Annotated in this window: 17 protein-coding genes; 8 read left to right on the top strand and 9 right to left on the bottom strand. The window is 65.8% G+C overall.

Going from position 1 to position 23,784, the window contains the following annotated elements; genetic code table 11:
- The first annotated feature begins 9 nt into the window (after positions 1 to 9).
- From ccmE to AC0L3J_RS08075, 7 genes are all read left to right on the top strand, one after another.
- Positions 10 to 537, top strand: a complete 528-nt coding sequence (gene ccmE / locus AC0L3J_RS08105) for a cytochrome c maturation protein CcmE (RefSeq protein WP_456765137.1) — start codon at positions 10 to 12, stop codon at positions 535 to 537.
- Positions 534 to 2,516: a heme lyase CcmF/NrfE family subunit gene (locus tag AC0L3J_RS08100; protein ID WP_456765136.1), complete on the top strand. Its 1,983-nt coding sequence runs from the start codon at positions 534 to 536 to the stop codon at positions 2,514 to 2,516. The genes ccmE and AC0L3J_RS08100 overlap by 4 nt, the downstream gene beginning before the upstream one ends.
- A gap of 4 nt (positions 2,517 to 2,520) precedes the next feature.
- Positions 2,521 to 3,003 (top strand): cytochrome c-type biogenesis protein, encoded by a 483-nt coding sequence (locus tag AC0L3J_RS08095; RefSeq protein WP_456765135.1) that lies wholly within the window; start codon positions 2,521 to 2,523, stop codon positions 3,001 to 3,003.
- A 231-nt stretch (positions 3,004 to 3,234) separates the two neighbouring features.
- Positions 3,235 to 4,818, top strand: a complete 1,584-nt coding sequence (locus tag AC0L3J_RS08090; RefSeq protein WP_456765134.1) for a Do family serine endopeptidase — start codon at positions 3,235 to 3,237, stop codon at positions 4,816 to 4,818.
- A gap of 283 nt (positions 4,819 to 5,101) precedes the next feature.
- Entirely contained in the window at positions 5,102 to 5,782 is a 681-nt protein-coding gene (locus tag AC0L3J_RS08085) for a response regulator transcription factor (RefSeq protein ID WP_035969420.1), read from the top strand.
- On the top strand, positions 5,766 to 7,226 hold the full coding sequence (locus AC0L3J_RS08080; RefSeq protein WP_456765133.1) for a sensor histidine kinase: 1,461 nt from the start codon (positions 5,766 to 5,768) through the stop codon (positions 7,224 to 7,226). Before AC0L3J_RS08085 ends, AC0L3J_RS08080 begins: the two co-directional genes overlap by 17 nt.
- Positions 7,223 to 10,210 carry a bifunctional [glutamine synthetase] adenylyltransferase/[glutamine synthetase]-adenylyl-L-tyrosine phosphorylase gene (locus tag AC0L3J_RS08075; RefSeq protein WP_456765132.1) on the top strand — a complete coding sequence of 996 codons (2,988 nt, stop codon included), beginning with the start codon at positions 7,223 to 7,225 and terminating at the stop codon, positions 10,208 to 10,210. Before AC0L3J_RS08080 ends, AC0L3J_RS08075 begins: the two co-directional genes overlap by 4 nt.
- On the opposite strand, the gene AC0L3J_RS08070 is transcribed toward AC0L3J_RS08075, so the two are convergent.
- The 5 genes from AC0L3J_RS08070 to AC0L3J_RS08050 are packed head-to-tail and all read right to left on the bottom strand — an operon-like array spanning position 10,167 to position 16,135.
- Complete coding sequence (locus AC0L3J_RS08070) at positions 10,167 to 10,400, bottom strand: formate dehydrogenase subunit delta (protein WP_456765131.1); 234 nt, start codon at positions 10,398 to 10,400, stop codon at positions 10,167 to 10,169. The genes AC0L3J_RS08075 and AC0L3J_RS08070 overlap by 44 nt on opposite strands.
- Complete coding sequence (fdhD, locus tag AC0L3J_RS08065) at positions 10,390 to 11,217, bottom strand: formate dehydrogenase accessory sulfurtransferase FdhD (RefSeq protein WP_456765130.1); 828 nt, start codon at positions 11,215 to 11,217, stop codon at positions 10,390 to 10,392. Before fdhD ends, AC0L3J_RS08070 begins: the two co-directional genes overlap by 11 nt.
- 4 nt (positions 11,218 to 11,221) lie before the next feature.
- The gene (fdhF, locus tag AC0L3J_RS08060) at positions 11,222 to 14,095 is read right to left on the bottom strand and encodes a formate dehydrogenase subunit alpha (RefSeq protein ID WP_456765129.1); all 2,874 of its coding nucleotides are present in this window, start codon (positions 14,093 to 14,095) and stop codon (positions 11,222 to 11,224) included.
- A gap of 10 nt (positions 14,096 to 14,105) precedes the next feature.
- Positions 14,106 to 15,662: a formate dehydrogenase beta subunit gene (locus AC0L3J_RS08055; protein WP_456765128.1), complete on the bottom strand. Its 1,557-nt coding sequence runs from the start codon at positions 15,660 to 15,662 to the stop codon at positions 14,106 to 14,108.
- On the bottom strand, positions 15,659 to 16,135 hold the full coding sequence (locus AC0L3J_RS08050) for a formate dehydrogenase subunit gamma (protein WP_456765127.1): 477 nt from the start codon (positions 16,133 to 16,135) through the stop codon (positions 15,659 to 15,661). The genes AC0L3J_RS08055 and AC0L3J_RS08050 overlap by 4 nt, the downstream gene beginning before the upstream one ends.
- Positions 16,136 to 16,358: 223 nt before the next feature.
- Between AC0L3J_RS08050 and AC0L3J_RS08045 the strand changes: the two genes are divergently transcribed.
- On the top strand, positions 16,359 to 17,252 hold the full coding sequence (locus AC0L3J_RS08045) for a LysR family transcriptional regulator (RefSeq protein ID WP_247433008.1): 894 nt from the start codon (positions 16,359 to 16,361) through the stop codon (positions 17,250 to 17,252).
- A 3-nt stretch (positions 17,253 to 17,255) separates the two neighbouring features.
- Here AC0L3J_RS08045 and AC0L3J_RS08040 read toward each other — a convergent pair whose 3' ends face one another.
- The 4 genes from AC0L3J_RS08040 to AC0L3J_RS08025 all read right to left on the bottom strand — a co-directional run bounded on the left by AC0L3J_RS08040 (position 17,256) and on the right by AC0L3J_RS08025 (position 23,389).
- Positions 17,256 to 19,586, bottom strand: a complete 2,331-nt coding sequence (locus AC0L3J_RS08040) for a PAS domain-containing sensor histidine kinase (protein ID WP_456765126.1) — start codon at positions 19,584 to 19,586, stop codon at positions 17,256 to 17,258.
- A 226-nt stretch (positions 19,587 to 19,812) separates the two neighbouring features.
- A complete protein-coding gene (locus AC0L3J_RS08035) occupies positions 19,813 to 21,186 on the bottom strand; it encodes a cation-efflux pump (protein WP_456765125.1) in 1,374 nt (457 codons plus the stop codon).
- A gap of 210 nt (positions 21,187 to 21,396) precedes the next feature.
- A complete protein-coding gene (locus tag AC0L3J_RS08030) occupies positions 21,397 to 22,368 on the bottom strand; it encodes a zinc-binding dehydrogenase (RefSeq protein WP_456765124.1) in 972 nt (323 codons plus the stop codon).
- A gap of 25 nt (positions 22,369 to 22,393) precedes the next feature.
- Entirely contained in the window at positions 22,394 to 23,389 is a 996-nt protein-coding gene (locus AC0L3J_RS08025) for an NAD(P)H-dependent flavin oxidoreductase (protein ID WP_456765123.1), read from the bottom strand.
- Between the last annotated feature and the right edge of the window lie 395 nt (positions 23,390 to 23,784).

Genomic DNA, 23,784 nt, shown 5'->3' with positions numbered 1-23,784 from the left:
GGATACGCCATGACGCGCAAGCAGCGACGTATGACCATCATCGGCGGCTCGCTTGCCGTGCTCGCGCTCGCGGCCGGGCTGGTGCTCAACGCACTGCGCGACTCCATCGTGTTCTTCTCGACCCCGACCATGGTCGCCGAGAAGCACGTCGCGCCCGGCAAGCGGTTTCGCCTCGGCGGCCTGGTGCAGCCCGGCTCGCTCCAGCGCGGCGACAATCTCGCAGTGACCTTCGAGGTCGCCGACGGCGGCGCCAAGCTTCCGGTCGCCTTCAAGGGCATTTTGCCTGATCTGTTCCGCGAAGGGCAGGGCGTCGTCGCCGAAGGCGCGCTCGACGCCGATGGCGTGTTCAAGGCCGACACGGTGCTCGCCAAGCACGACGAAACCTACATGCCCAAGGACGTTGCCGATGCCCTGAAGAAGCAGGGGCACTGGAAGGATGACTACGGCGCCAAGGCTTCCGATGGCGTCAAGGCTTCAGATAGCGTCAAGCCTGGGGCCACGACTGCGCAGGGCAATCCGCAGGGAGCAATTCGGTGATCGCGGAGTCAGGACATTACGCGCTGGTGCTGGCGCTCGGACTGGCACTGATCCAGTCCATCGTGCCCCTGATCGGCGCGCGGCTGCGCGATGACGCGCTGATGAATGTAGCGCGCTCCACTGCGCTGGCGCAGCTTCTGTTCGTCGGTGCGTCGTTCATCGCATTGGTGATGCTGCACGTAGAGTCGGATTTCTCGGTTGCCAACGTCTACGAGAATTCCCACTCCATGAAGCCGCTGCTCTACAAGATCACCGGCGTGTGGGGAAACCATGAAGGTTCGATGCTGTTGTGGGTGTCGATCCTCGCGCTGTTCGGCGGATTGGTCGCGGCCTTCGGCAATAATCTGCCGCTGTCGCTGCGCGCGCATGTGCTGGCCGTACAGGCGTGGATCGCCAGCGCCTTCTATCTCTTCATCCTGGTGACCTCCAACCCGTTCCTGCGCATCGCCAACCCGCCGATCGAGGGACGCGATCTCAATCCGGTGCTTCAGGACATCGGTCTCGCCGTGCATCCGCCAATGCTCTATCTCGGCTATGTCGGCTTCTCGATCTCGTTCTCCTTCGCGATCGCGGCGTTGCTGGAGGGGCGGATCGATGCCGCGTGGGCGCGCTGGGTGCGGCCGTGGACACTGGTTGCCTGGATCTTCCTGACCCTCGGTATCGCCATGGGCTCGTACTGGGCCTATTACGAACTGGGCTGGGGCGGCTGGTGGTTCTGGGACCCGGTCGAGAACGCCTCGCTGATGCCGTGGCTTGCCGGCACCGCACTGCTGCATTCGGCTCTGGTGATGGAGAAGCGCAACGCGCTGAAGGTCTGGACCATCCTCTTGTCGATCCTGACCTTCTCGCTATCGCTGCTCGGGACCTTCCTGGTGCGCTCGGGGGTCATCACCTCGGTGCATGCCTTCGCGACCGATCCAACCCGCGGCGTGTTCATTCTCCTGATTCTCTGCCTGTTCATCGGGGGCAGCCTGTCGCTGTTCGCGGGGCGCGCGACGTCGTTGAAGCAGGGCGGCTTGTTTGCGCCGATCTCGCGCGAAGGTGCGCTGGTGCTGAACAATTTGCTGCTCACGGTCGCCTGCGCGGTGGTGCTGTTCGGCACGCTCTATCCGCTGGCGATGGAGATGCTCGCCGATTTCAAGATGTCGGTCGGTGCTCCCTTCTACAATCTCACCTTCGCCCCGCTGTTCACGCTGTTGCTGCTCGCCGTGCCGTTCGGTCCGATGCTGGCATGGAAACGCGGCGATCTGCTTGGCGTTACGCAACGGCTGCTCGCGGCCGGCGTTGCCGGGCTTGTCGCCGTTGCCATGGTCTGGGGCTGGGCGCGCGGCGGCAGCGCGCTGGCGCCATTGGCAATCGGACTTGGCGTCTTCGTCATTGCCGGCGCCGCGACGGATCTGGCCGAACGAACCGGCTTGTTCCGCCTGCCGTTCGCGACGACGCTGCATCGTGCCCGCGGTTTGCCGCGCTCGGCCTGGGGCTCGGTATTTGCGCATGCCGGCCTCGGCGTCGCGCTGATCGGAATCGTCTGCGAGACCACCTGGAACAGCGAATATATCGCAACGATGAAGCAGAATGACATCGCCCATGTCGCCGGCTATGACGTCAAGCTGGATGGCCTGTTTCAGCGCCAAGGGCCGAACTTCCACGAGATGATCGCCGAATTCAACGTCAGCAGTGACGGCGAGAAGCTCAGCGTGATGACGCCATCCAAGCGCAGCTTCACCACCCGCGGCTCCTCGACCACCGAGGCCGCGCTGCTGACGCGCGGCGCCAGCCAGCTCTACATCTCGCTCGGCGACGCCACTGCCGAGGGCGCCATTGCCGTGCGCATCTATCACAAGCCGCTGGTGCTGCTGATCTGGTGGGGGCCGGTGCTGATGGCGTTCGGCGGCGTGCTGTCGCTGTCGGACCGGCGCCTGCGGGTGGGTGCGCCAAAACCGGCGCGGACAAAGCAGCGCCTGCAGCCGGCGGAGTGATCTGATGCGCCGAATGATGGTCGCGTTCATCGCGCTGATGCTGCTGGCCTTGCCTGCGGCGCATGCCGTGCAGCCCGACGAGATCATGTCGGACCCTGCGAAGGAGTCGCGTGCACGCGACTTGTCGCGCGAGCTGCGCTGCATGGTCTGCCAGAACCAGTCGATCGACGATTCCGATGCGCCGCTCGCGCGCGATTTGCGGCTCCTGGTGCGCGAGCGCATCGCGGCCGGCGACAGCAATTCGCAAGTGCTCGATTTCCTGGTTGCGCGCTACGGCGAGTTCGTGCTGCTCAAGCCGCGCTTCGAGCGCCAGAACATGCTGCTGTGGCTGCTCGCGCCGCTGCTGCTGCTTGGCGGCGGCCTGGCGCTATGGCTTCAAATCCGCCGGCGCTCGCGAAATGGTGCAGACCTACCGGCTCCGCCGCTCACGCCCGACGAGGAAGCGCGGCTCGCCGCATTGATGGCGGATGAAGCCAAGTCTCACTAGCTACGTTGCTGCGCGCAGCAGCCGGCGCTGCGCGGGCGTTCCCGGAACTTCGTTAAGTTCCTACAGGTTCACTACTTTCGGCCGCGATAAACTGCCGCATCCGCATTCCGCGTTCATTACAAAAGTTTAACCCCGCCGCCAGCGCACGGTAAGGCGGCAGCCCCCATCTTCAGGTCCGTAAGGTGCCGCCGTCAGGCGCCAAATGGATTTCAAGGCCCTGGAGATCTCTGCATGACCGACCGTTCCGACCTCTCGAACCTTCCGTCCTACCGGCAGCCCCGCCGGTCCGTTTTCTCGGCCCGCAAGATCGCGCTGATGGCCTCGGTTGTCGCCGGCCTCGGCGCCGCCGTCTACGGCTTCGGCACGTCGACCTCGCCGGCCGACCTGTTCTCGAGCCCGGCGCATGCACAGGTCAACAACGAGGTCCGCAAGGTCGAACGCCCGATTGGTTTCGCCGACATCGTCGAGCGCGTGAAACCGTCGGTGATCTCGGTGAAGGTCAACATCAAGGAAAAGACCGCGAGCAATGACGACGGTGATGACGCGCAGTCGCCGTTCCAGCCGGGCTCGCCGATGGAGCGGTTCTTCCGCCGCTTCGGTGGTCCGGATGGCATCCCGGGCCTTAAGGGTGGTGGCGGTCGTGGCCGCGTCGTGCAGGGCCAGGGCTCCGGCTTCTTCATCTCGGCTGATGGCTTCGCCGTGACCAACAACCACGTGGTCGACGGCGCCGACAAGGTCGAGGTCACGACCGACGACGGCAAGACCTACACCGCCAAGGTGATCGGCACCGATCAGCGCACCGACCTCGCCTTGATCAAGGTCGAGGGCAGCTCGAACTTCCCGTTCGCGAAGCTTGCCGACGGCAAGCCGCGGATCGGCGACTGGGTGCTCGCGGTCGGCAACCCGTTCGGCCTCGGCGGCACCGTGACTGCTGGCATCGTTTCGGCCAGCGGCCGCGACATCGGCAACGGCCCCTACGATGATTTCATCCAGATCGACGCGCCCGTGAACAAGGGCAATTCCGGCGGTCCGGCCTTCGACACCAACGGTGAGGTGATGGGCGTCAACACCGCGATCTACTCGCCTTCCGGCGGCAGCGTCGGCATCGCGTTCTCGATCCCCGCCAGCACCGTGAAGAGCGTGGTGGCGCAGCTCAAGGACAAGGGCTCGGTCAGCCGCGGTTGGATCGGCGTGCAGATTCAGCCGGTGACATCCGACATCGCCGACAGCCTTGGCATGAAGAAGGCCGAAGGCGCGCTGGTTGCCGAGCCGCAGGCGAATGGTCCGGCGGCCAAGGCCGGCATCGAGTCCGGTGACGTGATCACGTCGGTCAACGGCGAATCGGTCAAGGACGCCCGCGAGCTCGCCCGCACCATTGGCGGCCTGGCGCCCGGCGCGACCGTGAAGCTCAACGTGCTGCACAAGGGCCAGGACAAGGTCGTGAACCTCACCCTCGGCCAGCTGCCGAACACGATCGAGGCCAAGGCCGACATCGACAAGGACAGCGGCAAGGGCGCGAGCCGCGGCACCGACGTGCCCAAGCTCGGCATGACCGTGGCGCCCGCCGATTCCGTGGCCGGCGCCGGCAAGGAAGGCGTCGTGATCACCGAAGTCGATCCAAAGAGCGCCGCAGCCGAGCGCGGCTTCAAGGAAGGTGACGTGATTCTCGAAGTCGGCGGCAAGAGCGTGAGCACCGCCGGTGAAGTCCGCGACGCCATCAACACGGCGCGGACCGACAACAAGAACAGCGTCCTGATGCGGGTGAAGAGCGGCGGCCAGTCGCGCTTCGTCGCCGTGCCCATCGCCAAGGGTTAACCAAGGGCCAGGCCTCAGGAGGCCTCCGAGATGAAGGGTGTCGCCGGCATCAGTCGCCCCCGCCGACGGCGCCCTTCGGGGGAGCAGCGCAACGTTTGCTTCCCCTGTCTACCTTCCGGTGGAATACGCCCCCCTCCGTCGGAAGGCCTAGGGCGGTGAAGTCCCCCCAGCTTCACCGCCCGCCTTTTTCTCGATGCCAGAGTCTCTCACTCGGCTTGCATGCGATTGCCGCTCGCGCCATGTTTAGAGAAGGTTCACTCCCTTGACCGTTGCCGAACGCACGATGCGCCTCCTCATCATCGAAGACGACCGCGAATCCGCCGACTACCTCGTGAAGGCGTTTCGCGAGGTCGGGCACATTGCCGACCACGCCGCCGACGGCGAGGAAGGCCTCGCCATGGCCGAGAACGGCGACTACGACGTGCTGGTGGTTGACCGCATGCTGCCCAAGCGCGACGGCCTGTCGGTGATCGGCGCGCTCCGCGACAAGGACGATTCGACGCCGGTGCTGATTCTCTCCGCGCTCGGCCAGGTCGACGATCGCATCAAGGGCTTGCGCGCCGGCGGCGACGACTATCTGCCGAAACCCTATTCCTTCGCCGAGCTGTTGGCCCGGGTCGAGGTGCTGTCGCGCCGCCGCGGCGGTCCGGCCGAGGACACACTGTACCGCGTCGGCGATCTCGAGCTCGACCGGCTCTCCCATCGTGTCGCGCGCGGCAAGGACGAGCTGACGCTGCAGCCGCGCGAATTCCGCCTGCTCGAATATTTGATGAAGCATGCGGGCCAGGTGGTGACCCGCACCATGCTGCTGGAGAACGTGTGGGACTATCATTTCGATCCGCAGACCAACGTGATCGACGTGCACATTTCACGGCTGCGTTCCAAGATCGACAAGGGTTTTGAGCGGCCGCTGCTGCACACGATCCGCGGCGCGGGATACATGATCCGTGACGGCATTCGGTAAACTCGTCCGCACCACGGCATTCCGGCTGACGCTGGTCTATTTGCTGTTGTTCGCGATGTTCGCGGCCTCGCTGCTGGCCTATTTCGCCTGGAATACGCGGCGGCTGATCACCGAGGAAATCACGCAGACGGTCAATGCCGAGACCTCCGAGATCAACGAGATCTACGGCCGCCGCGGCTTGGTCGGCCTCGTGCGCGCGATTGAGTACCGGGCGCTGCGGCCGGGGGCCAACCTCTACCTCGTGACCACGCCGACCGGGCAGGCGATCGCCGGCAATGTCGGCTCGCTGGCGCCCGGCGTGATGGCGACGCGCGGCTGGTCGGAGACGGCGTATCGGCGCATCGAGGATGCGGACGAGCGCGACCATCGCGCCCTGGTGCGCGTCACCGAGCTCGAGAATGGCTTCCGGCTTCTGATCGGCCGCGACCTCGCCGAGCGGCGGCGCCTGTTCGGCATCGTCGCCAAGGCCGCGCAATGGTCGGTGCTGATCGTCGTGGTGCTTGGCCTGGGCGGCGGGATCTTCGTCGCGCGCAGGGTGCTCAGGCGCATCGACGCCATGTCCGGGACGGCCCATCGCATCATGACCGGCGATCTCAGCGAGCGCCTGCCGGTAGGACGCAGCGGTGACGAGCTCGACCGCCTCGCCGAAAACCTCAATGCCATGCTGGAGCGCATCGAGGCGCTGATGGCGGGGCTGAAGGAGGTCTCCGACAACATCGCCCACGATCTCAAGACGCCGCTGACACGCTTGCGCAACCGCGCCGAGGAGGCGCTGGCGAAATCAGGCAGCGAGGCTGACTACCGCGCCGCGCTGGAGCGGACCATAGAGGAATCCGACGGCCTGATCCGTACCTTCAACGCGCTGCTGATGATCGCGCGCGCCGAGTCCGGGCAGGCGCGCGGCAACATGGACGATTTCGACGCGGCCGATGTCGCCAACGGCATCCACGAGCTCTACGAGCCGCTGGCTGAAGACGACGGCATGACGCTGAAGGTCAAGGCCGATCCGACGCCAGTGCACGCCAACCGCGAACTGATCAGCCAGGCGCTCGCCAATCTGGTCGAGAATGCGATCAAATACGGCAAGCCGGTCGCGCTAACAGGTGGAACCGTGGTCAGCCTCGATTCAAGGCAGATCACGATCGAGGCGAAACGCGAGGGCGACCAGGTGCTGCTCAGCGTCACCGATCGCGGCCCCGGAATCCCCGAGGCCGACCGCAAGCATGCCGTCGAGCGATTCGTGCGGCTGGAAGCCAGCCGCACGCTGCCTGGATCCGGCCTCGGCCTCAGTCTCGCCTCGGCGGTCGCGACATTGCATGGCGGTGAGTTGAGGTTGGGTGACGCCCAGCCCGGGCTTGTCGCCACGCTTGTGCTGCCGGCGCGCGCGGGGGCCGGCGACAGGGTTGCTCCGCCAATGCAGGATGTGCCACAGAAGGTGGCATGAACCATTCCGCGCCGGGAAACGCGGACAAGCATGGTGAGAGACTTGCCGCACGCTTCGCGGAGGCTCCCCATATTGCCGCTTCCGCCACCGACCAAGGACGTTTTGAAAGCTGGCTGGCCGAGCTCGAGCCCGCGCAATTCACCCGTCTTCAAGCGCTGCTGGCTCACCGCTTCGCGCGGGACATCCTGGCTGGCATCGCGGAATTCTCGCCTTATCTGTTCGAGCTGCTGCGCGCTGATCCGCAGCGCCTGATCCGGCTGCTGGAATGCGAACCGGATGCGCATCTCGCCACGCTGGTCGCGGAGGCGAACGGCGCGGTGCTCGCGGCATCCGACGAAGCCGAGGTGATGCGGCTGCTGCGCCGCATGAAGGCGGAGGCCGCGCTCCTGATCGCACTGTGCGACATCGGCGGGGTCTGGCCGGTAACGCGGGTGACCGCAGCGCTTACCGATGTCGCGGTGTCCTCGGTGCGGGCGACGCTTCAATACCTGCTGCGGCAGGAAGCCGCACGTGGCAAGCTCTCGCCGCCCAATCCCGAGGCGCCGGAGGAGGGCTGCGGGCTGATCGTGCTTGCGATGGGCAAGATGGGCGCAGGCGAGCTGAACTATTCCAGCGACATCGATCTCATCGTGTTTTTCGATCCCGACAATACGACGCTGGCCGCGGATATCGAACCCCAGCCCTTCTTCGTGAGGGTGACGCAGGGGATGGCACGCATTCTCCAGCAGCGCACCTATGACGGTTACGTCTTCCGCGTCGATCTGCGCCTGCGTCCCGATCCATCCTCGACGCAGGTGGCGATTTCGCGCGACGCCGCGCTGAACTACTACGAGCGGGAAGGGCGCACCTGGGAGCGCGCCGCGATGATCAAGGCGCGCGCCTGCGCCGGCGATCCCAGGGCAGGCGAGGCGCTGCTCGCGGAGATCGCGCCCTTCGTCTGGCGCAAGCATCTCGACTTTGCCGCGCTTGCCGACGTTCACGACATGAAGCGGCAGATGCAGACCTATCGCGGTCAGAGCGAGGTCGCGGTCGAAGGCCATAACGTCAAGGTCGGGCGCGGCGGAATCCGCGAGATCGAGTTCTTCGCCCAGACCCAGCAATTGATCGCCGGGGGACGACATCCCGAACTGCGCGTGCGGCCGACGCTCGCCGCACTCGGCGTGCTTGCTTCCAGCAACTGGATCACGATTGCGGCGCGTGACGAGCTGACCACGGCGTACCAATTCCTGCGCCGGGTCGAGCATCGCCTCCAGATGATAGCCGACGAGCAGACCCACACACTGCCCGAGGACAAGGAGGCGGTCGAGCGTTTCGCCTGGTTCTTCGGCTATCCGGATCGCGAGGCCTTTGCCCGCGATCTCTTGCGCCAGCTCGAGATCGTTCAGGGCCACTACGAAAAACTGTTCGAGGGCGACGATCCGACCGGCACGGCCAAGCTGCCGGCGCTCGACTACAGTGCGGGTCCCGATGATCCGCGGCTGCTTCAGTATCTGGCCACGCTCGGCTTCAAGAAGCCTGCCGCCGTCGCGCAGACCGTGCGTGACTGGATCATCGGCGAGTACCGCGTGTTCCGCGTCGAGGCGACGCGAAACGCTTTCGTCGAATTCGTGCCGGCCCTGATCGACGGTCTCGCTCATGCCGAGGAGCCGGATCGGGCCGTCGTGGCGTTCGACCATTTCCTTGGAGCGCTTCAGCGCGGCGGCCGGCTGATCACGCTGCTCGGTCAGAACCGCGATCTCGTCGCGCTCGTGGCTCTGGTGCTGGGCGCGGCGCCCCGGCTCGGCGAGATGCTGGCGCGGCAGCCGCAGCTCATGGACGGCCTGATCGATCCGCGCTTCTTCGGCGCCATGCCCGACCGGCAGGAATTGTCGGGGCGGCTTGCGACCACCGTGCAGGATGCCGGCTCTTACGAAGAGTTCCTCGACCGCCTGCGTCTGTTCGGGCAGGAGAGCCTGTTCCTGATCGGCACGCGCATTCTCTCCGGCACCGTCTCGGCGCAGCAGGCGAGCACGGCCTTTGCCGACGTCGCCGAGGGCATCGTCCATACCGTGCATGGTCTCGTCGCCGACCGTTTCGCCGCCCAGCATGGCCGGATCAAGGGGCAGGAGAGCGCAATCATCGCGATGGGCCGGCTCGGCAGTCGCGAGATGACCGCGTCGTCCGATCTCGACCTGATCCTGCTTTACGATTTCGACAGCGACAATCCGGACTCCGACGGTGCGAAGTCACTGCAAGGTGCGCATTACTTCGCCCGCTTCACCCAGCGCCTGATCAGTGCGTTCACGACGCGCACCAATTACGGAGTGCTCTACGAGATCGACATGCGGCTGCGCCCCTCGGGGCGTGCCGGCCCTGTGGCCTCGAGCCTCGTCTCGTTCGCGGACTACCAGGCCAACGAGGCCTGGACCTGGGAGCACATGGCGCTGACGCGCGCGCGCGTCGTGTCGGCTTCGCCCGAATTCCGGGAGCGGATCGAACACGTCATCCGCGATGTCCTGACCCGTCGCCGCGATCCCGCAATCACCGCCAACGATGTTGCCGACATGCGGCGCGCGATCGCCCAAGAGAAGGGCGAGGCCGATTGCTGGGATCTGAAATATGCTGCCGGCGGCATGGTCGACATCGACTTCATCGCGCAATATCTCCAGCTCGTGCATGCGCACGAGAAACCGGAAATTCTCGACGTCGGCACCACGCAGGTGCTGGACAATGCATGCAGGCTCGGCGTGCTCGCACAATCGGAGACCGAGATATTGCGGGCCGCGGCGCGGCTCTATCACGACCTGACGCAGATCCTGCGGCTCTGCGTCAGTGACCGGTTCAAGCCGGAGACCGCCGGCACGGACCTCCTGCGCGTGATGGCACGCGCCGGCGATGCGCCGCATTTCTCCTCGCTGGAGGCGCGCGTGAAGGAGACGCAGAGCGAGGTGCGCCGTGTCTTCAGGGCGCTGCTGGAAGGGACGTCGTCGGCCTCAGCGAGGTGAGCGCCTCCCGCACGTTCGGCTCCAGGCCCGCGCCGCCGGCATCGAGATGGGCGAAGATCGCGCGCTTCATCCGCGGATCCCAGAACTTCTTGATGTGGTCGGCGATGCCCGGCACGGCCTTGTCGTGGCCCTGGCTCCGGAAGAACGTGCCGATCTGGTTGGCCATGTAGATCAGGCGGTCAGGCGACATCGGCAACCTCCGTGGCATGACGGGCGACAACCCGGCCGCCATGCGAAAACACTTCGAACCCGTCCTGGCGGGCAATGGCAATCAGCGTGATGCCGGCGGCCTCCGCGGTGCGCACCGCAAGGGCAGTCGGCGCAGAGACGGCGACCATCACCGGCGCGCCGATGGCGGCGGTCTTCTGCACCATCTCGATCGAGACGCGGCTCGTCAGCAGCACGATGCCGCCGCTTGCAGCCGTACGGCTGCGCGCCAGCGAACCGGCGAGCTTGTCGAGCGCGTTGTGGCGGCCGACATCCTCGCGCAGCGCGACGATACCGCCGGCAGGCGACCAGAACGCGGCGGCATGAACGGCGCGGGTCTGCAGATTGATCGATTGCAGCGGGGCGATGGCCTGCATCGCCGCCATGATTTGCTCGGGCGTAAACGTCTGCCCCTGCGGCACGACGGCCGCAGGCCGTACGGCTTCGGCAATCGAGTCGATGCCGCAAATGCCGCAGCCGGTCGGACCGGCGATGTGCCGGCGGCGCTCGCCAATGCGCGCGGCATCTTCCGAGGCCAGCCACATGCGCAGCTCGATGCCGTCGTCGAGGCGGACCATCTCGAGCGACTTGATGTCATCGACGGATTTGATGATGCCTTCGTTCAGGCTGAAGCCGACCGCGAAATCTTCGAGGTTCTGCGGCGTTCCCATCATGACGCCGTAGGTGCCGCCATTGTAGGTCAGCGCCAGCGGCGTCTCCTCCGGGATCAGCCGCGCTCCTTCGGACGCGACACCGTCGCGCCAGATATCGCGGTCGATGGCCTGGATCGGCACGTGCACGCCGCTACTCCGCGGCCTCGGCCGGCGCGATGCGGCGGGAATGCCGCGCCTGGGCGTCGTAGGCCTTCTGCCAGTCGGACGGGCCGTTCGACGGCGAGATCTGCACCGCCGTGACCTTGTATTCGGGGCAGTTGGTCGCCCAGTCCGAATAGTCGGTCGTGATGACGTTGGCCTGCGTGTCCGGATGGTGGAACGTGGTGTAGACGACGCCCGGCGCGACGCGATCGGTGATCTCCGCACGCAGCGTGGTCTCGCCGGCGCGGCTCTTCAGCCGCACCCAGTCCCCGTCGCGCACGGCGCGCTGTTCGGCATCGTGCGGATGGATCTCCAGCCGATCCTCGGCATGCCAGACCACGTTCTCGGTGCGCCGGGTCTGCGCGCCGACATTGTACTGGCTGAGGATGCGGCCCGTGGTGAGCAGCAGCGGATAGCGCGGGCCGGTGCGTTCGTCGGTCGCGACATATTCGGTGACGACGAACTTGCCCTTGCCCCGGACAAAGCCGTCGATATGCATCACCGGCGTGCCCTCGGGCGCCTTGTCGTTGCAGGGCCACTGCACCGAGCCGAGCTCGTCGAGCTTGGTATAGGAGACGCCGGCGAAGGTCGGGGTCAGCGCCGCGATCTCGTCCATGATCTCGGAAGGATGGCTGTAGCTCATCTCGAAGCCCATGGCCTTGGCGAGGCCGATGGTGACCTCCCAATCGGCGAGGCCGTTCTTCGGCGTCATCACCTTGCGGACACGCTGGATGCGGCGCTCGGCATTGGTGAAGGTGCCGTCCTTCTCGAGGAAGCTGGAGCCCGGCAGGAACACATGGGCGTAGTTCGCGGTCTCATTCAGGAAGAGGTCGTGGACGATGACGCATTCCATCGCCGAGAGTGCCGCCACCACATGCTTGGTGTTGGGATCGGATTGCAGGATGTCCTCGCCCTGCACGTAGATCCCCATGAAGGTGCCTTCGACCGCGGCGTCGAACATGTTGGGAATGCGCAGGCCCGGCTCGGGGTTGAGCTTGACATTCCACAGCGCCTCGAACTGGTCCCGCACGGCATCGCCCGAGATATGGCGATAGCCGGGCAGCTCGTGCGGGAACGAGCCCATGTCACAGGAGCCCTGCACGTTGTTCTGGCCGCGCAGCGGATTCACGCCCACGCCGGGACGACCGATATTGCCTGTGGCCATCGCGAGGTTGGCGATCGCAATCACGGTGGTCGAGCCCTGGCTGTGCTCGGTGACGCCGAGACCGTAGTAGATCGCGCCGTTGCCGCCGGTGGCGTAGACGCGGGCTGCTTCGCGCAGATCCTTCGGATCGACGCCGGTGAGGATGGCGGTGGCTTCCGGGCTGTTGTTCGGCTGGGCAACGAAGGCCGCCCATTCCTCGAACTCGCTCCAGTCGCAGCGCTCGCGCACGAAGGCCTCGTCGACGAGGCCTTCGGTGACGATCACATGCGCCAGCGCCGTCATCACCGCAACGTTGGTGCCGGGCATCAACGGTAGGTGCAGCGCCTTCACATGCGGCGATTCCACCATCTCGGTGCGGCGCGGATCGATCACGATCAGCTTGGCGCCCTGGCGCAGCCGCTTCTTCAGGCGGGAGGCGAACACCGGGTGGGCCGAAGCGGGGTTGGCACCGATGACGACGACGACGTCGGTGTCCTCGACCGAGTCGAAATCCTGCGTGCCGGCAGAGGTGCCGAACGTGGTCGAGAGGCCATAGCCGGTCGGGGAGTGGCAGACGCGAGCGCAGGTGTCGACGTTGTTGTTGCCGAACCCGGCGCGGATCAGCTTCTGCACCAGATAGGTTTCTTCATTGGTGCAGCGGGACGACGTGATGCCACCGATGGCGTCGCGGCCGTATTTCTTCTGGATGCCGCGCATCCTGTCGGCGGCAAACGAGAAGGCCTCGTCCCACGACACTTCGCGCCAGGGATCCTCGATCCGCTCGCGGATCATCGGGTTGAGGATGCGTTCCTTGTGGTTGGTGTAGCCCCAGGCGAAGCGGCCCTTGACGCAGGAATGGCCGCGATTGGCCTTGCCGTCCTTGTACGGCACCATGCGGACGACTTCCTCGCCGCGCATCTCGGCCTTGAAGGCGCAGCCGACGCCGCAATAGGCGCAGGTGGTGACGACCGAGTGTTCGGGCTGGCCGATCTCGATCACGGATTTCTCGGTCAGCGTCGCAGTCGGGCAGGCCTGCACGCAGGCGCCGCAGGAGACGCATTCGGAGCCGAGGAAGCTCTCGCTCATGCCAGGCGACACGCGGCTGTCGAAGCCGCGGCCGGAAATCGTCAGCGCGAAGGTGCCTTGCACCTCCTCGCAGGCGCGGACGCAGCGCGAGCAGACGATGCACTTGGAGGGATCGTAGGTGAAGTACGGGTTGGACTCGTCCTTCGGCATCCAGGCGGCGTTGATCTCGCCGTGGGATTTCGCGAAGACGTGGTTCTCCCCGTCATAGCCGTAACGGACGTCGCGCAGGCCCACGGCGCCGGCCATGTCCTGCAACTCGCAATCACCGTTGGCACCGCAGGTGAGGCAGTCGAGCGGATGGTCGGAGATGTAGAGCTCCATCACGCCCTTGCGCAGCTTCTTGAGCCGTTCGCTCTGGGTGTGCACGATCAGGCCGGGCATGACAGGCGTGGTACAGGAGGCCGGCGTGCCGGCGCGGCCCTCGATCTCGACGACGCAAAGGCGGCACGAGCCGAATGCGTCGACCATGTCGGTCGCGCAGAGTTTCGGGATCTGGTGGCCGGCATCCATCGCCGCCCGCATGATCGAGGTGCCCTCGGGCACCGTGACCTGGTTGCCGTCGATGGTCAGCGTCACCATCGTTTCCGATTTCGAGCGCGGCGTGCCGAAGTCGATTTCTTCGATCAGAGACATTGTCGTTCTCCTATTCCGCGGCCTGAAGCGTGGTCGGGGCCGGGACGAAATCCTCCCGGAAGTGCTTCAGTGCGCTGAGCACGGGGTAGGGCGTGAAGCCGCCGAGCGCGCAGAGCGAGCCGAATTTCATGGTGTTGCAGAGGTCTTCGACGAGTGCGAGGTTTTCACTCACGCGCTCGCCCTTGATGATCTTCTCGATCGTCTCGACGCCGCGGGTCGAGCCGATCCGGCACGGCGTGCACTTGCCGCAGGATTCGATGGCGCAGAATTCCATGGCGAAACGCGCCTGCTTGCGCATGTCGACGCTGTCGTCGAACACGACGATACCGCCATGGCCGATCAGGCCGTCGCGCGCGGCGAAGGCCTCGTAGTCGAACGGGGTGTCGAACAGCGCGCGCGGGAAGTAGGCGCCCAGGGGACCGCCGACCTGCACCGCGCGGACCGGGCGGCGCGTGAACGTGCCGCCGCCGATGTCATCGACGAGCTCGCCGAGCGTCACGCCGAACGCCGTCTCGAACAGCCCGCCGTGGAGAATGTTGCCGGCGAGCTGGATCGGCATCGTACCGCGCGAGCGGCCCATGCCGAAATCGGCATAGGCCTTTGCGCCTTCGGCCAGGATGAAGGGGATGGCGGCGAACGACAACACGTTGTTGATCACGGTCGGCTTGCCGAACAGGCCGTGATGCGCGGGCAGTGGCGGCTTTGCGCGCACGAGGCCGCGGCGGCCTTCGAGGCTTTCCAGCAGCGAGGTCTCTTCGCCGCAAACGTAAGCGCCGGCGCCGACGCGCACCTCAAGATCGAAGCTGTATGTTGAGCCGCCGATGTTCGCGCCGAGATAGCCGTCGTGCTTCGCAGCCTGGATGGCCGCGTTCATCGCCTCGACCGCGTGCGGATATTCGCTGCGGATATAGATGTAACCCTTGGTCGCGCCGACGGTGATGCCGGCGGTCGTCATGCCTTCGATGACGAGGAAGGGGTCGCCTTCCATGATCATGCGGTCGGCGAAGGTGCCGCTGTCGCCTTCGTCGGCGTTGCAGACGATGAACTTGCGATCCGCTTTCGTCTGAGCGACCGTCTTCCACTTGATGCCGGTCGGGAAGCCCGCACCGCCGCGGCCGCGCAGGCCCGACGCGGTGACCTCGGTGAGGATCGCATCCGAGCCAAGCGAGAGCGCGCGCTCCAGGCCCTTGTAGCCGCCATGGGCGCGGTAGTCGTCGAGCGAGCGCGGGTCGATCACGCCGCAGCGCGCGAAGGTGAGGCGGGTCTGGCGCTTGAGCCAGGGGATCTCGTCGGTAGCCCCGAGCCGCAGCAGATGTGGCGTGTTGCTCGCGAGCGCGTCGAGTAGGGAGGGCACATCGGTCTCGGTCACAGGGCCGAACGCGATCCGGCCCTGCGGTGTCGCGACCTCGACCAGCGGCTCGAGCCAGTAGAGGCCGCGCGAGCCGGTCCTGACGATCTCGACGGCGATGCCACGCTTCGCTGCAGCCTGCTCCAGCGCCAGCGCGACCTCGTCGGCGCCGACCGCAAGCGCGCCCGCGTCGCGAGAGACATATAGACGGATGCTCATCGCTGCGCCTCCGCAACGAGAGCATCGATACGCTTTTCATCGAGCCGGCCGATGAGCCGGCCGTCGAGCATCGCGGAGGGCGCGGTCGCGCACAATCCGAGGCAGTAGATCGGCTCCAGCGTGACGCGATCGTCGGCCGTGGTGTGGCCGAGCGATACGCCGAGTTTTGCCTCCGCACGTGCCGCCAGCGCGTCGCCGCCCGCCGCCTGACAGGCCTCCGCACGGCAGAGCTTCAGCACGTGGCGGCCGGCCGGCTTGTGGCGGAAGTCATGATAGAACGTGAACACGCCATGCACTTCGGCGCGGGACAGATTGAGCGCCTGCGCCACCATGGGAATGGCTGCCCCCGGCACGTAGCCGAACGCCTCCTGGAGTGCGTGCAGGATCACCAGCGTCGCGCCTTCCTGCTCGCTGTGTTCGGCGATGATCTCGGCGCCGCGCGTTTCGTCCCAAGGCTCAAAAACCGCTGTCATTCTTCGTTCTCAACCAGAGCGTCTACTGATCGCAAACTATTTGGAATCGTTCGAAGATCAATAAAGCTGTCTCATGCTGCGATTGCGGATTCCGATCGATTTGCGATGGCAATCACTCGATTTGAAATTGAAATTGAAGCCGTCCGCCGGGCGGTTTTTGCGTGTTGGACGGGGGCGAGCATGCTAGCTTGCATGCCACCACACAATTCGAGGGGATGACCGGTTGCTCGACAAGCTTGAACTGTTGCTGGCGCTGGCGAAGGAGCGGCATTTCGGCCGGGCCGCTGAGGTGTGCGGCGTGACGCAACCGACGATGTCGACCGGGCTGAAGCAGCTCGAGGAGATCCTCGGCGTCATGCTGGTCCAGCGCGGCTCCCGCTTCCAGGGTTTTACGCCGGAAGGCGAGCGGGCGCTGGATTGGGCCCGGCGTATCGTCGGCGATGCCCGCGCGATGCGTGACGAGATCAACGGGCTGAAGCATCAGCTCTCCGGCGAGATCCGTATTGCCGCGATCCCGACCGTGCTCGGCATGGTCGCTGCGTTGACGACGCCGTTCCGCGCCAGGCATCCCGAGGTGCGCTTCAGTATCCGCTCCACGACCTCGTCCGAGGTGCTGGGGTTGCTCGAGAATCTCGAGGTGGATGCGGGGCTGACCTATATCGAGAACGAGCCGATCGGCAAGGTGCGCACCATCCCGCTCTACAGCGAGAGCTATCGTCTGCTCACCGCGCCGGATGGCATGTTCGGCGATCGCGAGACGGTGACGTGGAAGGAGGTCGGACAGGTGCCGCTGTGCCTGCTGACGCCCGACATGCAGAACCGCCGCATCATCGATCGCGCGTTACGTTCGGTCGGCGCGGAGGCGACGCCGACCTTGACGTCGAATTCGCTGCTCGTGCTGTTCACGCATGTGAAGACGGGGCGCTGGGCCAGCGTGATGCCGGCCAAACTCGCCGAGACGCTCGGCCTGTCCGATACGGTGCGCTCGATCCCGATCACCGATCCCGATGTCAATTACAGCATCGGCATGGTGATCCCGCAGCGTGATCCGATGACGCCGCTGATCGCGGCGCTGGTCAACGTCGCGCGGGAAGTCGCACCGTCGTTGCAATCGTAGGATTCAGGCCGCGGCCGATATTCCTGACGCCGACTTGATCGCGTCGCGGGGCAGGGTGACGCGCACGACGGTGCCGACCTCGAGCTTGGAGCGCAGCCGCATCGAGCCGCCATGGAGCTGAGCGAGCGAGCGGGCGATCGCCAGCCCCAGTCCCGAGCCATGATAGGTCTTGGTGAGCTGGCTCTCGACCTGCTCGAACGGGCGGCCGAGCCGCGTCAGTGAATGCGGCGCGATGCCGATGCCGGTGTCGGCGATCATCAGCACGATCCTGTCGTCGAGCTGCCGGCTGCGCACCACGATGCGTCCGCCGTCGGGCGTGAACTTCACGGCGTTGGAGAGCAAATTGACGATGATCTGTTTGGTGGCGCGGCGGTCGGCGACGACGGAGATGGATTTCGCGATGTCGGCGTCGAGCGTCAGGTGCTTGTCCTGCGCGCGGCCGGTGACGACCCGCAGGGATTCCGCCAGCGTCTGCGCCAGGTCGAGCTCTTCCATGTCGAGCTTCATGCGGCCGGCCTCGATCTTGGACATGTCGAGGATGTCGTTGATGACTTCGAGCAGGTAATGCCCGCTGGTCAGGATGTCGTGGCAGTATTCCTGGTACTTCTCCGAGCCGAGCTCGCCGAACATGCCCGAGCCCATGATCTCGGAGAAGCCGATGATCGCGTTCAGCGGCGTGCGCAGCTCGTGGCTCATATTGGCGAGGAATTTCGACTTGGTCTGGTTGGCTTCCTCGGCGCGGGTCTTCTCGCGCTGGTATTTCTCGGCGAGATCGGCCAGTTCGCCCGCCTGGCGCTCCAGGGCTGCCTGCGAGCGCTTGAGGTCGATGACAGTGGCGCGCAGGCGTAGATCGTTGTCGACCAGCTTCTGCTCGTGCTCCTTGATGCGGGTGATGTCGGTGCCGACCGAGACGTAGCCGCCGTCCTTGGTGCGGCGCTCGCTGATGTGCAACCAGCTGCCGTCGTCGAGCTGCGCCTCGAAGGTGCGCGCGCCGGGGCCCTGGCTCGCCGTCTCGTTATGCCGGGTGCGGACCTCGGGCATGCGGCCGACCTCGAGCACGGTCTCGTAGGAGGTGCCGGGGATGACGGCGCTGTCGGGCAGCTTGTGCAGGCGCTGGAAGTGCGAATTGCAGAGCACCAGGCGGTCGCTGGCGTCCCACAGCACGAAGGCTTCGGGAATGGTCTCGATGGCGTCGCGCAGGCGCAAATCGGCTTCGACAGTTCGCTCGGCGAGGCTCTTCTGCTCGGTGATGTCGACGGCGATCCCGATCAGGTGAACACTGGAGTCCGTCGCGCCGCTGGTCTTTTCGCAGCGGACGCGCAGCCAGATCCAGTGGCCGTCGACATGCTGCATGCGGAAGGTCTGGTCGATGTGGTCGATCTTCTCGGAGATGAGCTGGTCGGCGATCTCGAACAGGTCGATGTCGTCGGACTTCACCAGCGCGTTGACCTCGCCGAAGGTGAGGAGCTCGTTGCGGCCGTCGAGGCCGAGCATCGAAAACATCGACTGCGACCAGAAGATGCGGCCGCGCGACAGGTCCCAGTCCCACAGCCCGCAGCGACCGCGGTTGAGCGCGGTGTCGATCCGGCCGCGCACGGCGTCGTTGATCAAATCGCCCTCGCGGGCACGGGTGGACTGCCAGTGGAAGGCGAAGCCGAGGATCAGGACCACGAAGCCGGTGGTGGCCGACAGCGTCACCGACAGCGCGGCGTCCGAGCCCCAGATCGGCTCGTTGCGCTCCTGGATCACGGTGACGAAGCCGGGCAGCGACTTGATCTGCCGCGAGGTCGCCATCGCGGCGTTGCCGTTCGGCAGCGTCATGTCGGAGATGTTGCCGTCGCGCGGCGGCGCCGCCAGCAGTTGCGCCGTCGTGATTGCGTCGAGCAGGCGGTCGTTGCCCGAGGGATCGCTGTCGACCGGGATGCGGGCGAGGATGCGGCGGTCGAGTCCGGCCGAGGTGACGATGACGTGCCGGCCCGAGGCGGTGCCCCAGGATGGAATGAGGTCAGGCAGCAGCGCCGGCAGGCTCTCGATGTTCTTCAGCCGCTCCTGTCGCGCGGAGGTGAGGCGGTCGATGCGCTCGGCGAGCAGGTCAGCGAGCGCCGAGATGTCGTGGCGGATCACCAGCCGCTTCTGGCGCGTCTGGTCGACGACCTGCACGAACGCGCCGAGGCAGATCGTGATCAGGAACGCGATGATGAGCGTCGGCACGGCACGGCGCAGCGCAGGCTCCGCGATCAGGAGCCGATGATAGGCAGGTTTCGCGATCGATTGCGCCAATCCTTTGATCGAATCGGATTGGACGCACGCGTTCGCGGCGTCTGCACGCGACATGCCTAAAGCCCCCTGGAACCTGCTTGCAACTTGATTTTGGAAGCAGCCCCACATCGCTTCCGAATCATGGTCGATTTGAATCCAGATTTCGCGGGCTGTCGAGAGTCAACGAATCGTTAACGCGAATTTATTCTTATCCAACGCGCAGTTTGTGCGTCGCGCGTCCGCAAACTTACGTGCGCGGCGAGTCCGAAACGAGAACGTGTGACTCCTCGCACATTCTCTGTCACGCACGCGGCGGTTCGGCGTGACTGATGACGCGCTTCACGCTCGGGAACGCGCGCCGCAACGCGCGCTCGATCGCGTCGACATGCTCGTGCACTCTGATCACGCTCATCGACGGCTCGGCGCGGCAGTGGAAGTTGACGATCTCGCCGGCGTCGGTGTTGCGGACGCGGACATTGTGGATGTCGTGGATCTCGCCGCCGGCGGCATACTCTGTCAGGGCGGCGGCGATGGCCTGCACCCGTTCCGACGCGGCATCGACCCCGAACGGCAGTTCCGGTTCCAGCGGCTCGATGTGGACGTCGACCTCGACGTCCGCGCCGAACTCTTCCTGGATGTTGCGTTCCAGCGTGTTGGCGACCTCATGGGCGGCGTCGAGCTGCATCCCGGCGTCGACCTCGAGGTCGATGCTGACGATCAGCTTGGCGCCGAGATCGTGCACGGTGACGTGGTGGATGGCGAGGCCCGAATTGTGGGCGATGACCATGATGCGGTCGCGCACGGTCTCGTTGTCGCGCGCCACGGGGACTGCGGTGAAGGTGAGGTCGGTATCGCCGAAGGCCTTCTCGACGGCTGCTTGCGCGTTGCGCTTGATGTCCTCGACCCGGTCGATGGGGTAAGTCCGCGGCACCTTTGCGATCGTGTCGATGAACGTGGTGGCCCCGACCATGCGCACGCGGAGCCGCTCGACGCCAATCACACCCGGCACGCTGCGGATCGCAGCCGTGGCCGTCTCATGCGCGCCTTCCGGGGCGCGGTCGACCAGCGTCTGCACGGTCGAGCCGGCCATGCGCAGGCCGAGCAGGGCGATCATCACGGCCACGGCGGCGGCGGCGGCCGCGTCGCCCCACCAGAAGCCGAGACCGGCGAGGATCAGGCCCACGATCACGGCGAACGAGCCCATCACGTCGGAGGCGAAATGCAGCGCATCGGCGGCGAGCGCCTGGCTCCTGGTCTCCCGCGCGGCACGGTGCAGGGCACGGGCGCGCCAGAGATTGACGACGATGTCGATCACCAGCACCACGAACGGCACGGCCGAAATGGTCGGCGGTGCGGTTCCCTCGCGCAGCCGGCTGTAGGACTCGACCAGGATGCCGCCGGCGAGCACGTAGAGCAGGGCCGTGACGCCCAGTGCCGAGACGCTTTCGAGCTTGCCGTGGCCGTAATGATGCTCCTCGTCCGCCGGCTTGTCGGACACCCGCACCACCGCCCAGGTGATGATGGTGGCGACCAGGTCGATCGAGGAATGCAGCGCCTCGGAAATCAGCGCCAGCGAGCCGATCGCGATCCCGACCGCAAACTTGGCCGCCGCCATGCCGCCACTGGCGAAGATCGAGATCGCTGCGACCGAGGTCTTGTTGTGTTGGGAGCTCATGGCGGGGGATGTAGCAGGCCGCGGGTGAACATCAAGCGACGATCCACAGGCGTAGACGCTAGTGAGTTGCAGGAGCGGGATCCGCCTGGTTTTGTAGGGTGGGCAAAGGCGCGGAGCGCCGTGCCCACCATCTTTCGGGGACGCTGACGCATGGTGGGCACGCTTCGCTTTGCCCACCCTACTAGACCTAGGTCTTTGGCCCCAGGAATGTTACGGCACCGTCACGACGATCTTGCCCAGGTGCTTGTTCGCCTCCATGTGCTCGAACGCCTTGTCGATGTCGTCGAAGGCAAACACCTTGTCGATCGGCAGCTGCAGTTTTCGCGACTCGACCGCGCCCCATATGTCCTTGCGGACCTCCTCAAAAATCTCGCGGACCTCCTCGATGCTGCGGGTGCGGAAGGTGACGCCGACATAGTCGATGCGGCGCGCCGCGTGCAGGTCGAAGTTGAAATCGGCATGGGTGCCGCCGAGCCGGCCGACATTGACGATGCGACCCTTGACCTTGGTCGCCGCGAGGTTCTGGCTTGCGACCTTGCCCGAGACCTGGTCGACGATGAGATCGACACCTTCGCCGTTCGTCGCCTTCAGCACCTCGTCGACCCATGCGGGGTCGGAGGAATCGACCGCGAGGTCGGCGCCATACTCCTTCAGCCGGCCGCGGCGAGTGGCATCAGTCGAGGAGCCGATCACGAGCTTGGCGCCCTTGAGCTTCGCAATCTGCATCGCCATCAGGCCGACGCCGGAGCTTGCGCCCTGGATCAGCACGGCCTGCCCGGGCTGCACGCCGCCGATGGTGACGACGGCGTTGTGCATGGTCGCGAGCGCGACGGGCAGGGTGGCGGCTTCCTCGAAGTTCATGTTCGAGGGCGCGCGGAACAGCCGGCCGTGATCGGCCAGCGTGTATTCGGCAAACGCCGCGCCGCCCGAGCCCATGATACGGTCGCCGACCTTGACGCCCTTGGCATCCGGTCCGAGCGCGGCGACCTCGCCGGCCCATTCCATGCCGAGCACGGTGCCGGCGCCGCCGGCCGCACCATGGGCGTGGCCCTTGCGCATGCCGGTGTCGGCGCGATTGAGGCCACAGGCGCGGACCCGGACCAGCACCTGCGTGCCTTCAGGCTTTGGTTGAGCGACGTCAGAAATCGTAGCGCCACCAGGGCTGTAGACATAAGCCTTCATGAATTGCTCTCGCTTCTTGCAGTGATTATTCCGCGGCCTGCGCCGTCGGATGAATGATCATGCCTTCGAGCCGGCTGCGGATGATCGCCTCGGCTTCGCGCACGATGCGGGAGATCAGTTCGGCGCAGGTCGGGATGTCCTGGATCAGGCCCTGGACCTGGCCCGCCGACCAGATGCCTTCGTCCGAGTTGCCGGTCGCGTAGACCATCTTGCCGCGGGCGCCTGCGACGAGCTCGCGGATATCCTCGAACTTGGCGCCTTCCTTCTCCATCGCGACGACCTTGGTCGAGATCTCGTTCCTGGCGACGCGGGAGGTGTTGCGCATGGTGCGGAAGATCAGCTCGGTCTCGCGCTCGTCATTGGCGACGATCTTCTCCTTGATGAGCTGATGAATGGGGCTCTCTTGGGTCGCCATGAAGCGCGTGCCCATGTTGATGCCTTCGGCGCCCAGCGCCAGTGCGGCGACCAGGCCGCGGGCGTCGGCAAAGCCGCCGGAGGCGATCATCGGGATCTTGATCTTGTTGGCGGCAGCCGGGATCAGGATCAGGCCGGGGGTGTCGTCCTCGCCGGGATGGCCGGCGCATTCGAACCCGTCGATCGAGATGGCGTCGACGCCCATGCGCTCGGCCGAGAGCCCGTGACGGACGCTGGTGCATTTGTGCACGACCTTGACGCCGTGCTTCCTGAACTCGTCGACATGCTCCTGCGGCTTGTTGCCGGCAGTTTCGACCACCTTGATGCCGCTCTCGATGATGGCGGCGCGATATTCGGCATAAGGCGGCGGCTTGATCGCGGGCAGGATGGTGAGGTTGACGCCAAACGGCTTGTCGGTGAGATCGCGGCAGCGGGCGATCTCCTTCCTGAGGTCCTCCGGTGTCGGCTGGGTCAGCGCCGTGATGAAGCCGAGCGCTCCGGCATTGGCGACGGCGGCGACCAGCTCGGCGCGCCCGACCCATTGCATGCCGCCCTGGACGATCGGGTGCTCGACACCGACGAGCTTGGTGAACCGTGTCTGCAGCATGATCTGTTTCCTCCGCCTGTGTGGCGCTCTGTTATCGTTTGATGGCGGCAGGATGCCGCCGGGGTCGGGAAAAGTCTATTGCGCCGGCGTGCGGTGGAGGCGGGGCGATCATGCGAGGAGTGGGGGGATTCCGCAGGGCGGATAATTGAGGTGGTAGCACCGGGTGGCGCGAGGTTTTTTGTGCGCCGCTGCTTCAACACCGACGGAGGATGAGGAGCTTTCGGAGACCATCAACTTGCATTTCCGTCGCAAGGCATGCCTCCGCCCTCTCGCGGCGCATTCGCCCGAGCTTTGCCTGGTCGCATTACCCTTGCGGTAACAAGGGCGCAGGGAAGGCCGGGCGCCGGCTGGCACCCGCAGGTCCGTGCGCGACAGAAATGCACACGGGGTGGACC

This window comes from Bradyrhizobium sp. Kon37 (assembly GCF_055807535.1).
The sequence above is the reverse complement of the archived record's forward strand: the minus strand, read 5'-3'. Positions and strand labels throughout refer to the sequence as shown.

What these genes read in the sequence shown, in the direction of transcription:
- AC0L3J_RS08070 (WP_456765131.1), bottom strand. Translation starts at nt 10,400, where the DNA reads ATGTCGCCTGACCGCCTGATCTACATGGCCAACCAGATCGGCACGTTC.
- ccmE (WP_456765137.1), top strand. Translation starts at nt 10, where the DNA reads ATGACGCGCAAGCAGCGACGTATGACCATCATCGGCGGCTCGCTTGCC.
- AC0L3J_RS08090 (WP_456765134.1), top strand. Translation starts at nt 3,235, where the DNA reads ATGACCGACCGTTCCGACCTCTCGAACCTTCCGTCCTACCGGCAGCCC.
- AC0L3J_RS08035 (WP_456765125.1), bottom strand. Translation starts at nt 21,186, where the DNA reads ATGAGCTCCCAACACAACAAGACCTCGGTCGCAGCGATCTCGATCTTC.
- AC0L3J_RS08030 (WP_456765124.1), bottom strand. Translation starts at nt 22,368, where the DNA reads ATGAAGGCTTATGTCTACAGCCCTGGTGGCGCTACGATTTCTGACGTC.
- AC0L3J_RS08050 (WP_456765127.1), bottom strand. Translation starts at nt 16,135, where the DNA reads ATGACAGCGGTTTTTGAGCCTTGGGACGAAACGCGCGGCGCCGAGATC.
- AC0L3J_RS08075 (WP_456765132.1), top strand. Translation starts at nt 7,223, where the DNA reads ATGAACCATTCCGCGCCGGGAAACGCGGACAAGCATGGTGAGAGACTT.
- AC0L3J_RS08025 (WP_456765123.1), bottom strand. Translation starts at nt 23,389, where the DNA reads ATGCTGCAGACACGGTTCACCAAGCTCGTCGGTGTCGAGCACCCGATC.
- AC0L3J_RS08055 (WP_456765128.1), bottom strand. Translation starts at nt 15,662, where the DNA reads ATGAGCATCCGTCTATATGTCTCTCGCGACGCGGGCGCGCTTGCGGTC.
- AC0L3J_RS08085 (WP_035969420.1), top strand. Translation starts at nt 5,102, where the DNA reads ATGCGCCTCCTCATCATCGAAGACGACCGCGAATCCGCCGACTACCTC.
- AC0L3J_RS08040 (WP_456765126.1), bottom strand. Translation starts at nt 19,586, where the DNA reads ATGTCGCGTGCAGACGCCGCGAACGCGTGCGTCCAATCCGATTCGATC.
- fdhF (WP_456765129.1), bottom strand. Translation starts at nt 14,095, where the DNA reads ATGTCTCTGATCGAAGAAATCGACTTCGGCACGCCGCGCTCGAAATCG.
- AC0L3J_RS08095 (WP_456765135.1), top strand. Translation starts at nt 2,521, where the DNA reads ATGCGCCGAATGATGGTCGCGTTCATCGCGCTGATGCTGCTGGCCTTG.